The sequence below is a fragment of the Nostoc sp. C96 genome (assembly GCF_059384975.1).
Genome location: NZ_CM182020.1, coordinates 1,276,019 through 1,289,446, shown reverse-complemented (window position 1 = coordinate 1,289,446; position 13,428 = coordinate 1,276,019). Strand labels below are relative to the sequence as shown.

Genomic DNA, 13,428 nt, shown 5'->3' with positions numbered 1-13,428 from the left:
AGAATACTGGATTTGATGAGAAATTAGGATAAAACTGAGAAAGATTTAGAGTCACACCTGCTTTAATTTCTCCGCAAAATTAGTAATTAATAGTGGTGTAAAGGCGTACAACAATTTCCCGAAAACAAACTAGTAACAAGCTGAAGTATTATCCTTCAAACTTCAGCGTTGATAATGCGATCGCTGAAATTATAGCCATTTAGGCACTTTCCTGGCATAGCACAATTGGAATAAAAATATGGCACTAAGAAAATACAGCCAGTTGTTTACAAAACCCCTAAGTCGGTGGCAAATAATGTTAGCAGCTTCTCTCACTATCGCTGCTGCTGGGCTAGGAACTTTTTACAGTGTTGCACCAAAATTTTCTCGTGTTCCCCTGCAAACAACTCAGGAAAATTCACCAAAACCTGTACCTGTTAAACTTGCAATCACAGCTTTAGGGCGTTTGCAACCAGAAGGTAAAGTTACTTATTTATCTGCACCTAATTCCATCAACGGTGTGCGTGTTGAAAAACTGTTGGTGAAAGAAGGAGATGAAGTTAAAGCTGGGCAAGTATTGGCGTATTTAGAAGATTACGCTCGTGCTACAGCAGCTTTGCAACAGTCTTTAGATAAATTGCAAGTTGCCAAAGCTAAATTAGCACAGGTAAAAGCTGGTGCTAAATCTGGAGATATCAACGCGCAGAAAGCGACTATTGCGAATTTAGCATCTCAATTAAAAGGAGAAGTTGCCACTCAACAGGCAACAATTAACCGCATTCAAGCGGAAGTAGACAACGCGCAAACCGAGAACGATCGCTATCAAAAATTATACAAACAAGGTGCGATCGCTGCTTCTGTTGCCGACAGCAAAGCTTTACAACTTAAGACAACTCAAGAACAACTAATAGAAGCTAAAGCTGCGCTTATCCGTACACAAAACACCCTAAAAGACCAACAAACAGAAGCTAAAGCCAGACTCAACAGTATCAGTGAAGTACGTTCTGTAGATGTTGATGCAGCCCAAACTGAAGTTAAAAGTGCTGTGACTGCAATTAAACAAGCTAAAGCTGACCAAGACTTAACTTACATTAAAGCTCCCATTGACGGTAAAATCCTCAAAATTCACGCAAAAACTGGTGAAGTTATCAACACCGCAGGCTTTGCAGAAATCGGTAAGATATCGCAAATGTATGTAGTTGCAGAAGTCTATCAGACCGATATTCAAAATGTACGTGTAGGTCAAAAAGCCAGCATTAGTAGTGCTGCATTTGCGGGAAAACTACAAGGAACTGTTAAAGAAATTGGTTGGCAAGTTGATAAACAAAGTATCTTTAGCCTTAACCCTAGATCTGATACAGACCGCAGAATTATTGAAGTAAAAATATCCATTGATAACCCCGCAGATAGTCAAAGAGTAGCGCGTTTGACTAACTTGCAAGTAGATGTCGCTATTCAAATATAGTCAAGAGTCAAAAGTCAATGGTCAAAAGTTAGAAGAAAAAATAATGAATCACTAATGACCAATGACAAATGATAAATAACAAATAACCCGTGAATCCATGAATTTTAAGATTCCTTTAGCGTGGCTACAGTTAGCCCAACAAAAGATTCGTTTTGTTGTTGCTGTAGCTGGAATTGCTTTTATTGTGCTGTTGATGTTTGTCCAGCTAGGCTTTCAAGATGCACTATATTCTAGCGCTACCGCAGTGCATCAAGGCTTACGCGGAGATTTATTTTTAGTTAGTTCACAATATAAGTCTTTGACATCTAGCCAAAGCTTTTCTCGAACTCGTTTGTATCAATCTTTGGGGTTTGAAGGTGTTGAATCTGTTAGCCCCATGTACTTGCAATTTGCTAAGTTAAAAAACCCTGCTACTGGTGAGAAATATTCCATATATGTGATTGGCTTTGATCCAGGAAATCCTGTGATGAATATCCCAGAGATTGAGCAAAATTTGGACAAACTGAAAATTCCTGATGTCATGCTATTTGACCGGAATTCTCGACCAGAGTTTGGGCCAATTGCTGCCAAATTTGACCAGGGAGATACTGAACAGACAATTGAAATATTTCCCTTTGATGGCCCCATTGGCTACAACGTGCGAGTAGGTGGATTATTTAGCTTAGGCCCTTCCTTTGGTGTAGATGGTAACTTAATTGTCAGCGACTCAACTTTTCTGCGGATAAATCCGAATACTCGTCCAGCAGAAAAAATCGATATAGGCGTGATTACCTTGAAGCCTAACGCTGATAAAGAAAAAGTTTTAGAAAATTTGCAAGCCAATTTACCTAATGATGTCCTGGTATTTACGCGTCAAGGCTTTATCAATTTTGAGAAACAATATTGGGCTGACAGAACACCAATTGGTTTCATTCTTAACTTAATGTTGACGATGGCTTCTGTTGTCGGTGTAGTTATTGTTTACCAAATTCTCTACAGTAATATTGCAACTCAATTTATTGCGTATGCAACTTTAAAAGCCATTGGCTATCCAAATTCTTATTTGTTAAATGTTGTCTTTCAACAAGCTTTAATCTTGGCCATTGCTTCATATATACCAGGATTTTTGACTTCTATAATTTTGTACGACTTTGCAATGGAAGCGACAAAATTACCTATTATGATGACAGCAAATAATGCCCTGATTGTATTTATTTCAGCAGTTTTAATGTGTATTACTTCTGGCGCACTGGCAATTAACAAATTACGTTCTGCTGACCCGGCAGATATTTTCTAAAAAGTGGGAAGGATGAAGTATGAAATAATGTTCATCCTTTAGCCTTCAACCTTCTATCTAAAAATCAAACTTTAGTAAGATAATAACTCCTGATGAACTTACAAAACACAACCCTGCTAATTACTGGGATTGACGATTTTATTGGCTTGCGTGCAGCCGAGTTAGCCATAGCGCAGGGAATGAAGGTACGCGGATTGCAAAGTTCCAGCGATCGCACCATAGCCCAAAATTTAGGTGTAGAGGTTATCGTTGGTAGTATTACTGACACTAAAATTGCCCAAAAAGCTTGTCAGGGAGTAGATATCGTTCTCCACACTGCCCAACTTACCCAAGAAGCTGGCCCCATCAAAGAATTTCGGGAAATCAATGTCAGCGGTACCATCAATATGGCCAAAGCTGCTAAAGGTGCTGGAGTAAAAACTTTCCTCCACCTCTCCAGCGTAATGGTCTACGGCTTTGATTATCCTAATAACATCACTGAGTCTGACCGTTTATCTGGCGACAATAATCCTTACTGTCAAAGCAAAATCGAAGCAGAAGCAGAACTCTTACCCCTAAATTCTCCACCAGACTTCGGCGTGATTGTGATTCGTGCTGGTGATGTCTATGGCCCTGGATGTATCCCTTGGATAGTCAGACCATTATTGATGATGCGGCAAAAACTATTCGCTTATGCTAACGATGGTAAAGGAGTTATCAATCATCTATATATAGATAATCTGATTGATGCCATGTTCTTGGCTATCCAAAAAGAAGCTTACGGCGAAGTTTTTAATATTACCGACGGTCAAGAAACTTCCTGGAAAGAGTATTTTATGCGCTTGGCCGCAACCGAAGGTTTACAGGCTCCTATGTCTGTTGCCAAAGATGAAATCAAACTATTTCTCAAAATCCGCAGTCAAGGACAAAAACTATTCCGTAAAAAAGCTGATATTTTACCAGAATCAGTTGATTTCATGACTCGTCCCTACGCTTATTCTATTACCAAAGCCCAAACTTTATTGGATTACAAACCAAAAATTGACTTAGAAGAAGGCTTACGTAAAACATCAGCATGGGTGCAAAAGACTGATATCCAGCAACTAGTAAAATAGCTTTGAGGATATTCCTTTATAGCTATTTTATCCAAAGTTTATCCAGAAATAATTAACCGCAGATGCACCCAGATAAATTGGAACTCATTTTCTGCGTGACTCTGCGTTAACCTCAGCGATACTTTGCGTTTAAAACAACCAACATTACTCTTGAATGAATCATCATGCGTAAAATTGCACGTTGGTCTTACTTTCTCATTTCTTCTGTAGTCAGCATTTATTGTATTAAACCAGTTACCGCAGAACAAACCGCTACTTTAACTATTGCAGTTAACAATATTCGTCACCAAAAAGGTGATATTTGCTTTCGGATTTACGCCGGGGAAAAAGGATTTCCCATGAGTAACAAAAGTGAAGTACAAAGCGGCTGTACTAAAATTACAGGCACTTCTGTAATTAAGAAATTTCCAGGTTTAAAACATGGCACTTATGCTGTCGCTATTGTTGACGATCAAAATGGCGATCGCAAACTCAATACAGACTTCTTTGGTATCCCCAAAGAAGGCTTTGGCATTTCAAAAAATCCTACTGTTTCTGTCCAAACAGGTACACCAAAATTTCGTGATGCCAGTTTTTTAGTTAATAAAAATACCAGCATCAATATAGTCATGAAGTATTCACTCGATCCATAGCATAGATGAGACAAGGAGGATAGGGGAGACAAGGAAGACAAGGGGAACAAGAAAAAGTTTACTCTCCCTGCTCCCTTGCTCCCCTGCTCCTCTGCTCCCTCGCTCCCTCTCTAAGGCCGGAGACTGAATTAAATGGAACAGTTGGCGATATTCCTGTCTAAGTCTTTGCTGGGTTGGCTGGCTATTCAGGTGTGTCTAGCACTTGTATTTTTGTTGTACTTGCACCTCAGCCGAAAAAACTCATTACCAGATGAACAGCTACCGAAAACGGCGGTGATTCTTTGTTTACGTGGAGCCGATCCGTTTTTATCTGAATGTTTGCGATCGCTTCTAACTCAAAATTATCCACAATACAATTTAAAGCTAGTCGTCGATAGTCAAACAGACCCAGCGTGGCAAGTTGCACACGATACTATTCATCAGCTAGGCGCAACTAACGTTGAAATCAACTATTTAAGGGTAATTCGCCACAATTGCAGCCTGAAGTGCAGCGCCCTTTTGCAAGTTTTTGCCGAATTAAATGATGTGTACGAAGTGGTAGCTTTCGTCGATGCTGATACAGTAGTTCATCCTAACTGGTTGCGAGAATTAGTCAGCCCTCTGGCAAATCCCAAGGTAGGGGCGACAACTGGTAATCGTTGGTATGTCCCAACTGGTAAGTATTGGGGTTCTGTAGTTCGCTACTCAGGTAATGTATCTACAGTTGTGCAGATGTTCTTATTTGGCATTCCTTGGGGTGGTACTTTAGCAATCAAAACAGAAGTACTGCGCCACACAGAAATGCTAGATATGTGGGGAAAAGTTTTGAATGAAGACTTGATGATGCACAAAGTTCTCAAAAAACACGGGATGCAAATCAAGTTTGTGCCTTCTTTGATGATGCTCAATCGTGAAGAGTCTGATTTGTTAGGCTTAATCGATCATCTCAAGCGGCTATTTTTATACTCTCGACTTTATCATCCTCAATGGATAGCTATTGTTGGTGATGTCATTTCTAGCATTTTATTTCCAACTATCACCATTGTTTTATTACTAGTATCTTTGTGGGGTGAACAATGGCAAACAGCAGCTTTATTATTTCGCGCTTATAGCATTTATACTCTGGGGCTACTCTTACTCATGCTGACATTAGAGATAGGAGTTAAACCAGTGATTTTAGCTCAAGGTCAGCCTGTGACAAAATTATCAGTTGGCACAATCTTAAAAATGTTGCTTGCTATTCCATTAACACAATGGGTATATGGTTTAGCATTACTTTCTTCTTTATTGAGATCAACAATTAAATGGCGGGGCGCAATTTACCGAGTCCAAGGGCCTTGGAATATCCGGTTAGTGGAATACCAGGCTTATGATTTTTTGGATCAACCAATAGATAGCAAAATATCTTTGTGAGTTGAGACGTAATAGAGGTTAAGGGTTAAAACCTAGAGCATAAAGCATTCGTGAATAAGCAGATCCCCAACTTATTAAAAAAGTCGAGGATCTGAAGCCCATTTTATTTTTTGGATGTTCCTGACTAAATAGTTGATGGCTTTTTATGGAATCAATCCAAAATCTACAATCTAAAATTATCTGACAAACTCTGTGTAAATCCTGCGTCAGTTGACTGTTTAGTTTACTGAGTCAAAAGAGCTATTTATAGCTCATCTTTCCGATGCAATTACGTAGAGTTTATCAAAAATGAATGAGTTGATCATATTCCTGTCTAGATGCTTATTGATTTGGTTAGCTATTCAGGTGTGTTCAGTGTTGGCGTTGTTGTGGTCTTTAACTTCACGACCACAACAACCATTACTAGATAAAGAACTTCCAAAAACGGCAGTGATTCTTTGTCTGCGTGGTGCTGATCCATTTTTACCCAATTGCTTGCGATCGCTACTTCATCAGAATTATCCTCAATATAATTTGAAGTTGGTTGTTGATAGCGTCCAAGACCCTGCATGGCAAATAGCTCACGACACTATCAATGAACTAGGTGCAACTAACGTTGAAATCAAGCCACTCCAAATAGTCCGTAATAGTTGCAGTCTTAAATGTAGTTCTCTCATCCAAGCTGTCTCGGAACTAGATGAATCATACAAGGTAGTGGCTTTAGTTGATGCTGATACTGTAGTGCATCCCAATTGGTTGCGGGAATTAGTTACCCCTCTCCATAACCCTAAAATAGGCGCAACAACAGGTAATCGTTGGTATATCCCAACAGGTAGATATTGGGGTACTTTAGTGCGCTATATCTGGAATGTCTCTGCACTTGTGCAAATGTTTCTCTATGGCATTCCTTGGGGTGGAACTTTAGCTATCAAAACCTCTGTAATCCAGCAAACAGGACTGCTCGATAAATGGGGTAAAGCCTTTGGCGAAGATACGATGATTCGTAGTGTCTTGAGTAAGCATAAACTGCAAGTCAAATTTGTGCCTGCTTTAATTATGTTGAATCGGGAAGAGTGCGATTTACCAAGTTTAAGATACTGGTTTCAACGTCAATTGCTATCTTCTCGCTTGTATCATCCTTTGTGGATAGCTGTAGCTACAGATGTGATTTTTACAATTTTGCTACCTAATCTTTTGTTAGTAGTGTTTTTAGTTGCTTTATTGATTGGAGATGGAGATAGTGCGAATTTAGCTCTGAGTTGGTATGTGATTTATATGTTGGCTTTAGTTATGCTCATCCTCTTTTTAGAGTTGAGTGTACAGCCAGAAATTCGCGCTCAAGGTCAACAGGTAACAAGACTATCAGCAGCTGTGATTGGCAAAATTGCGATCGCCTTGCCTTTCACACAATGGATTTATGGGTTAGCAATGTTAGCATCATTGCAGATGCCGACAGTCCATTGGCGTGGTGTGACCTATAAAGTTCAAGGCCCTTGGAATATCCGCCTTGTAGAATATCGCCCTTATCAGAGCATAGATCAACCCAGCGATCGCAAAATTTCTCTCTAAAGAAGAATTCAGCAGTCAAAATTCTGCATTTAGAATTGATTTATGGAATCTCCACAGCAATGCGTAAATCCTCAAATTCCAGTTTTTTAGTGTGAGTAATCTGACTGATTAAGCTCTCAGAAAAAATTAACAAACTAACTAAAATCATGCAAAAGCAACAGCTACGCATTGCGCTGTTTACAGGATTGTACCCTCCTTTCTTGACAGGAGTTTCCGTTGCAGTCCATCAAAGAGTTCGCTGGTTGCTACAACAAGGACATCAAGTTTTACTTGTCCATCCAAAAATCAACGATAAGTATCCTAAAAATGTGAGTGATCGCCCCATGCCTGGGCTAGATGAGTTAAAATCTTTTCCGGCTTTTTCTTCTTACACATTTCCCACAGAGCCGTTAATCTTTTATAAATCTCTACCCCAACCACTCAACTATCGTCATTGGAGTGATACTAAACTACTGGCAGAATTTCAACCCGATATTATTGTGGTTGAAGAAGCCGCACAAATGCGGGGATTATATTCAGGCTTTTTACAAGGTTATGGTCGTCCTGTGGGTGTGGAATATGCGAAACAAACTCATACCCCCATTGTTTCAGTTTTCCATACAGATATTGTTGCCTACATTAAATATTATTTAGGTAATCAATTCTTTAGCTTGATTAGCCTGGTTATTCCATTTCTCACACAGCAGTTTAGTGAAGCTTATGATGTTAATTTATTCCCTTCTAGAGAACTGCTGAATAAGTACAAAAATCTCAAATGCCAACGTAGTGAATATGTTCCTTATCAAGGAATTGATAGCGAAAAATTTCACCCCCAAAACATTATTCACAACCCAATTCCCGAAGATAATCGACCAACATTGTTGTTTGTCGGACGTGTTACTGCCGAAAAGAATGTCACTCAACTGATAGATGCCTTTCCGCTGATCGCAGCTAAAGTTCCTGATGTGCATTTAGTCATTATCGGTAGCGGCCCTCTAGATCAAGAAATCCGCCGACGTGCAGAAAAGTTTCCTAATGGAATTACTGTGTGGGGAGAATCTCACGGAACAGAACTGTTAGGTTGGTTTGCGCGCGCTGATATATTTGTGAACCCCTCCGTTACCGAGAACTTCTGTACAACTAATATGGAAGCTCTAGCATCAGGCACTCCTTTAGTTGCAGCCCACGCTGGCGGGAACTCAGAACAGGTTTTTCCCGGAATTAATGGTTTTTTAAGTGAACCTAATAACCCTATAGATTTGGCTCATCAAGTAATTGCCATTCTGACAAATCCTGAACTCAAAGCCGCAATGACCAGTCAAGCGCGTTCCTCAATTCAGGAATTTGATTGGTCGGCAGGGATGCAGAAATTTGAAACCAAACTGTATGAATTGGTGCAATCATCACAACCGCTAGAAACTACAACTGTGGGATAACTTGACCGGAGATGATGAGCGATCGCCCAAGTTAGCTAAAAATTACAGCAATCCCAAACCATCAGGACTTATGCAGAACAATAGTGTGTGCGTAAGTCCTAATCTTTATGGCTATAGCTATACCTACTAGTCTGCCAAGGAAACTTTGCGTTGTGGTCAGCAGAGGAGCGGAGGGGCAGAGGGGAAAGAGCTACTTTAAATATCTCCCCTGCTCCCTTGCTTGCCCCCACGTAGCAATATTGGGTTGGTGTACTACTACGAACTAATGGCCTTATTCTGCCTAATTTTGTCCGGAGCATTGAAGCAAGAGAAAGTGCAGGAACATTGATTTACTCAATCGATGGAGCAAGAGCGATCGCTAAAATCGATGATTTATTATCTCGTGGCGTAAGTCCTAGTTAATATACAAATATGCTCATACTTGATGTTCGAGAATCAATCAGTAGACTCTAAGTATATTAATTTTAGGTATTTATATGTTTTTAGTAACAGGAGCAACGGGAGGAATCGGTCGTCGTGTTGTGCGACTGCTACGCCAGCAAGAACAATGCGTGAGGGCGTTTGTCCGTCTCACCTCGCGTTATAGCGAGTTAGAACACCGAGGTGCAGAAATCTTCATTGGTGATTTACGCGAAGCAAGAGATATAGAAAAAGCTACTCAAGGTGTCAAATATATTATCAGCGCTCACGGTTCTGGTGGTGATGCTTTATCCCTTGACTATCGCGCCAATATCGAACTAATTGACCAAGCAAAAGCGAATCAAGTCGAGCATTTTGTCTTTGTTTCTGTCTTGGGAGTTGATCGCGGTTATGAAGATGCGCCTGTATTTAAAGCTAAACGGGCAGTAGAACAATATTTGGTAGATAGTGGCTTAAATTACACAATTTTACGCCCATCTGGACTAGCATCAAATTTGCTGCCACTGGCGGAACAGTTTCGAGACACAGGGTTATATTTACTAATTGGCGATCGCCAAAACCGTAGCTCCATTGTCAGTACAGATGATTTGGCAAGAATGATAGTGGATTCTGTAAAAGTTGCAGAGGCGCGTAACCAAATATTGCCAGTTGGGGGGCCAGAAATTTTGCAACGAGAAGATATTCCGCGCATATTTGGGCGGATTTTTAACAAACCGCCAATAGTCATTAACCCGCCAGTATTTATACTTGATGGATTAAGAAATGTTATCGGTTTGTTAAATCCGCAAACACAAAAAGCTTTGGGGACTTATCAGACATTGCTATCTAATGAATTTTTCTGTAAAAAAGAGGAAATAGCCAACTTAGAGAGAATTTTCAATTTTCCTTTGGAAACCTTAGAAAGTTTTTTACGACGCTATTTAGCAGTTTGAAGTGAATATTAGTCCTGAGTCATGAGCATCCGGAAATATGGCTAATGACTCAGGACAAATGACAAAGAACCAATAACATGAAGATTTTATGACCTCTCCCCTAGTTGCTAATGCTGCTCAAGCGCGTCAGACAAAACAGCGATTCGCTAAACCAGAGGATCAACTGTCTTATGAATTAGGTAAGGCAGTTCAAGAATTGCCACCGCTTTACACAAGATTGTTAGCAGGGACTATCAGTGTAGCTTTGTTTGGGACGATCGCCTGGGCGCATTTCTCCGAAATTGATGAAGTGGCGATCGCCCAAGGAGAACTCATTGCTTCGACTCAAGTTAGACCAGTGACATCTCTGGGGAATGGCATGATTCTAGCGGTGAAAGTCAGAGAAGGCGATCGCGTGACTAAAAATCAAGTGTTAATTCAACGCGACCCCGATTTCCAAAAAACAGACGTAAACCGCCTTTCAGAATCTACCAAGTTAATTAAGGATGACTTAGACCGTTTGGATGTGGAACGCATCGGCGGTAAAAGTACTGGTGAAAAACTTCAAGATGAACTTTTAACTGCGCGTTTAGGTGATTATCAAGCCCGCCAAGCAGCCGCAGAAGCCGAAGCAAATCGCCAACGCGCCCTCCTTGACCAAGCAAAAGTGCGCTTGGCTCGCTTGCGAGAAAATTTGGATACAGCCAAAAGCGCCTTAGTAAACTCCCAAGCCAACTTAGCTAATGCTAAAAGTATCCGCGAAAGAGTCAAAGAAGCATTAGCGATCGCTCAAAATAGAGAAGAAAAACTCCGCACCTTGATTACTCCTGGTGCTGTCCCCAGAGTTGATTACTTAGAAGCTCAAGAACGATTAAATCGTGCCAATACCGATGTCACCAGATCAGAAGATGAAGTGACCAACGCCAACAATAAAGTTGCCGAAGCGCAAGATCGAGTCTTATCTTTAGCAAAAGATATTGCAGCTCAAGGCCAAGAAATTCGCCAAGCAGAACAAGCTTTTCAAGCCGCGCGGAATCAAGTACAGCGTTTATCATCTGAGCGTCAAAGCGAAATTTTGACTCAAATGAATAAGCGTAAAGAAGAATTAACCACCGTCTCCGGTCAATTAGCCCAAGCGAAAAAGCAACAAGAAGGAGAAACCATCAAAGCTCCGGTTGCTGGCACAATCTACAGAATTAAGGCAACCAAAGGCCCCGTACAATCAGGGGAAGAATTACTATCTATCTTGCCGGATGGAGAAGAATTGCAACTAGAGGTGAAAGTCCTCAACCGCGATATTGGTTTCATTCGTCCAGGGATGAAGGTAAAAATAAAAATGGCTACTTTTCCTTTCCAGGAATTCGGTACCATTGCTGGCACGGTATCACAAGTTAGCCCAAATGCCGTAGTTGATAAAGAATTAGGGTTAGTTTTCCCCACCAGAGTTCAAATGAATCAACATTCCCTAAATGTGCGGGGTAAAGAAGTAGTATTTACTCCGGGTATGGTTGCTACGGGAGAAATTGTCACTCGCAAGAAATCAGTTTTAACTTTCATTGTCGAACCTGTAACTCGCAGATTTAGCGAAGCTTTTTCTGTCAGGTAAGACAATTTTGGATTGTAAAAATCGAGAGGCTCAGATCCCCGACTTTTTTAAAAAGTCGGGGATCTTGTTGTCCAAAAATAATTTATATAGCGGTAGTCAGATATGTTAGGACAACTTGAAAGCTTGAATGCCAAGTATAGTAAGACTTTCCCTTCTGCCTCCTGCCCTTCGGGTTCGCAGTCGCTCATGGGGGAAACCCCCAAGACCGCGCTGTCTCACCTTCTGCCTTCTGCCATAACTGTTAATCCCAAACTTTGCACAAGGCCGCCAATTGGTCGCGGTATTCAATCCGAACTACCCAATCTTCTGGCCATACTGCCATTCCTAAATATGCCCCAGCAAAAGCACCTGCTAAACAAGCAATGGAATCAGAATCACCAGATGTGAGTGCAGCGCGTCGCAAAGCCACTAAAGGTTCCTCTGGAAATAACAAAAAGCATAATAGACCTGTAGCTAAGGCTTCTTCTGCTACCCAACCTTCACCTATGGCTAAACAGGGGTCAATGTCGCGGTTGGGGTTGACTAATGCTGCATCAAGACGGTCGAGTACTGCTAAACACTCATCCCAGCCACGACTAATAAATTCTTCTGGTGTCTGAATGCCTGGACGTTGCCATAAATAATCCAGCCAATCAGCATGATAAACCGATCGCTGAGTTAGAGCATAGTTGCGTAATTGAGTCGGCAATTTTTGTGGTTCGCCACCCTTGACAAGATAAGTAATTGCTGCTGCGGTTAAATCGGAAGCAGCGAGGGCAGTAGGATGACCATGAGTTAATGCTGCTTGAAATTGAGCAACTGCTGCACGCGTTTTATCATCTGTGGGCAACAAACCTACAGGCACAACACGCATATTTGCACCACAGCCTTTAGAGTTAGGCCTGGTTGCTTGTTGCCAAGGCAGACCTGATTCCAAATATTCACAAGCCTGTAAGCAAGTCATCCCAGGAGCGCGATTATTGTCTGGACTGTGTAACCACTCAACAAAAGTACGTCTGAGAACAGGTTCTAAATTAGGCAAACTCAAGTTTGCGACACCAACCTCAATCAGGGCTTGCCCTACTGCTAATGTCATTTGTGTGTCATCGGTAACGCGTGCAGGATTACCAACAATTTCTTGCGGCCCATTTGGCGGAAAGCGACGACAAATTTCTTTCACATTTAAAAATTCTGTAGCAGCGCCCAAGGCATCACCAAAGGCTAACCCAAATAAACATCCAGAGGCACGACGCATAAATATTTTTTTAATTACATTTTTAATACACAAACGCTACAAAATCTACCCTTGAGTAAGTGTAAGTATCCGCGTTTTAACTGAATTTATCAAGCACAGACTCCTTTTATAGCTAATTTATTCTCTATATCTCTGGAGTTAATGTTGTTTAAAGACGGCAAACACCACATGGTGATTACGGTTCACCCTAATTACTCAATGTATTAATTCTCATAAATTAGACGAAGTGAAAGCAAATTAATCCATGAACCAACTAAACAAAACTTTAAAATTAACCGTCCCAGATAAGGTTCGGGAAACCACCCTTCATGGACTGGCTATACAAGCTCAGTATATATATCAGCAGAACTTGGGGCTATAACCCCAACAACACCGAGCTAAAGGTCATTGATGCTGAAGTAACTGCTTTCATAAACCAGTTGGTTCAAGATTTAGTCCTTATATTCCCATTCATTC

Annotated in this window: 10 protein-coding genes; 9 read left to right on the top strand and 1 reads right to left on the bottom strand. The window is 40.9% G+C overall.

Translation table 11 applies throughout. From position 1 onward, the window contains the following. Positions 1–238: 238 nt before the first annotated feature. The 9 genes from AC504W_RS05600 (at position 239) to AC504W_RS05560 (ending at position 11,738) form a co-directional block, all read left to right on the top strand. Positions 239–1,444, top strand: coding sequence for an ABC exporter membrane fusion protein (locus tag AC504W_RS05600; protein ID WP_494876704.1), 1,206 nt, complete (start codon positions 239–241; stop codon positions 1,442–1,444). Between the two features lie 97 nt (positions 1,445–1,541). Further along, positions 1,542–2,720, top strand: a complete 1,179-nt coding sequence (gene devC, locus AC504W_RS05595; protein ID WP_096583179.1) for an ABC transporter permease DevC — start codon at positions 1,542–1,544, stop codon at positions 2,718–2,720. A 92-nt stretch (positions 2,721–2,812) separates the two neighbouring features. Beyond that, positions 2,813–3,814, top strand: coding sequence for an NAD-dependent epimerase/dehydratase family protein (locus AC504W_RS05590; protein ID WP_494876701.1), 1,002 nt, complete (start codon positions 2,813–2,815; stop codon positions 3,812–3,814). Positions 3,815–3,978: 164 nt separating this feature from the next. Further along, a complete protein-coding gene (locus tag AC504W_RS05585; RefSeq protein WP_096583183.1) occupies positions 3,979–4,446 on the top strand; it encodes a DUF2141 domain-containing protein in 468 nt (155 codons plus the stop codon). 132 nt (positions 4,447–4,578) lie between these two features. Further along, entirely contained in the window at positions 4,579–5,838 is a 1,260-nt protein-coding gene (locus tag AC504W_RS05580) for a glycosyltransferase family 2 protein (RefSeq protein WP_494876700.1), read from the top strand. A 288-nt stretch (positions 5,839–6,126) separates the two neighbouring features. Beyond that, on the top strand, positions 6,127–7,386 hold the full coding sequence (locus AC504W_RS05575; RefSeq protein ID WP_494876699.1) for a glycosyltransferase family 2 protein: 1,260 nt from the start codon (positions 6,127–6,129) through the stop codon (positions 7,384–7,386). A gap of 146 nt (positions 7,387–7,532) precedes the next feature. Then, entirely contained in the window at positions 7,533–8,801 is a 1,269-nt protein-coding gene (locus AC504W_RS05570; protein WP_494876698.1) for a glycosyltransferase, read from the top strand. A gap of 476 nt (positions 8,802–9,277) precedes the next feature. After that, positions 9,278–10,153 (top strand): SDR family oxidoreductase, encoded by an 876-nt coding sequence (locus AC504W_RS05565; protein WP_096583192.1) that lies wholly within the window; start codon positions 9,278–9,280, stop codon positions 10,151–10,153. Between the two features lie 88 nt (positions 10,154–10,241). Then, on the top strand, positions 10,242–11,738 hold the full coding sequence (locus AC504W_RS05560) for a beta-barrel domain-containing protein (RefSeq protein ID WP_494876697.1): 1,497 nt from the start codon (positions 10,242–10,244) through the stop codon (positions 11,736–11,738). A 241-nt stretch (positions 11,739–11,979) separates the two neighbouring features. Here AC504W_RS05560 and AC504W_RS05555 read toward each other — a convergent pair whose 3' ends face one another. Further along, the gene (locus AC504W_RS05555; protein WP_494876696.1) at positions 11,980–12,972 is read right to left on the bottom strand and encodes an ADP-ribosylglycohydrolase family protein; all 993 of its coding nucleotides are present in this window, start codon (positions 12,970–12,972) and stop codon (positions 11,980–11,982) included. Positions 12,973–13,428 lie beyond the last annotated feature (456 nt).

Bases quoted from the DNA above. Each gene is read 5' to 3' on its own strand.
- AC504W_RS05580 (WP_494876700.1), top strand. From the start codon at position 4,579: ATGGAACAGTTGGCGATATTCCTGTCTAAGTCTTTGCTGGGTTGGCTG.
- AC504W_RS05570 (WP_494876698.1), top strand. From the start codon at position 7,533: ATGCAAAAGCAACAGCTACGCATTGCGCTGTTTACAGGATTGTACCCT.
- AC504W_RS05560 (WP_494876697.1), top strand. From the start codon at position 10,242: ATGACCTCTCCCCTAGTTGCTAATGCTGCTCAAGCGCGTCAGACAAAA.
- AC504W_RS05565 (WP_096583192.1), top strand. From the start codon at position 9,278: ATGTTTTTAGTAACAGGAGCAACGGGAGGAATCGGTCGTCGTGTTGTG.
- AC504W_RS05585 (WP_096583183.1), top strand. From the start codon at position 3,979: ATGCGTAAAATTGCACGTTGGTCTTACTTTCTCATTTCTTCTGTAGTC.
- AC504W_RS05600 (WP_494876704.1), top strand. From the start codon at position 239: ATGGCACTAAGAAAATACAGCCAGTTGTTTACAAAACCCCTAAGTCGG.
- AC504W_RS05575 (WP_494876699.1), top strand. From the start codon at position 6,127: ATGAATGAGTTGATCATATTCCTGTCTAGATGCTTATTGATTTGGTTA.
- devC (WP_096583179.1), top strand. From the start codon at position 1,542: ATGAATTTTAAGATTCCTTTAGCGTGGCTACAGTTAGCCCAACAAAAG.
- AC504W_RS05555 (WP_494876696.1), bottom strand. From the start codon at position 12,972: ATGCGTCGTGCCTCTGGATGTTTATTTGGGTTAGCCTTTGGTGATGCC.
- AC504W_RS05590 (WP_494876701.1), top strand. From the start codon at position 2,813: ATGAACTTACAAAACACAACCCTGCTAATTACTGGGATTGACGATTTT.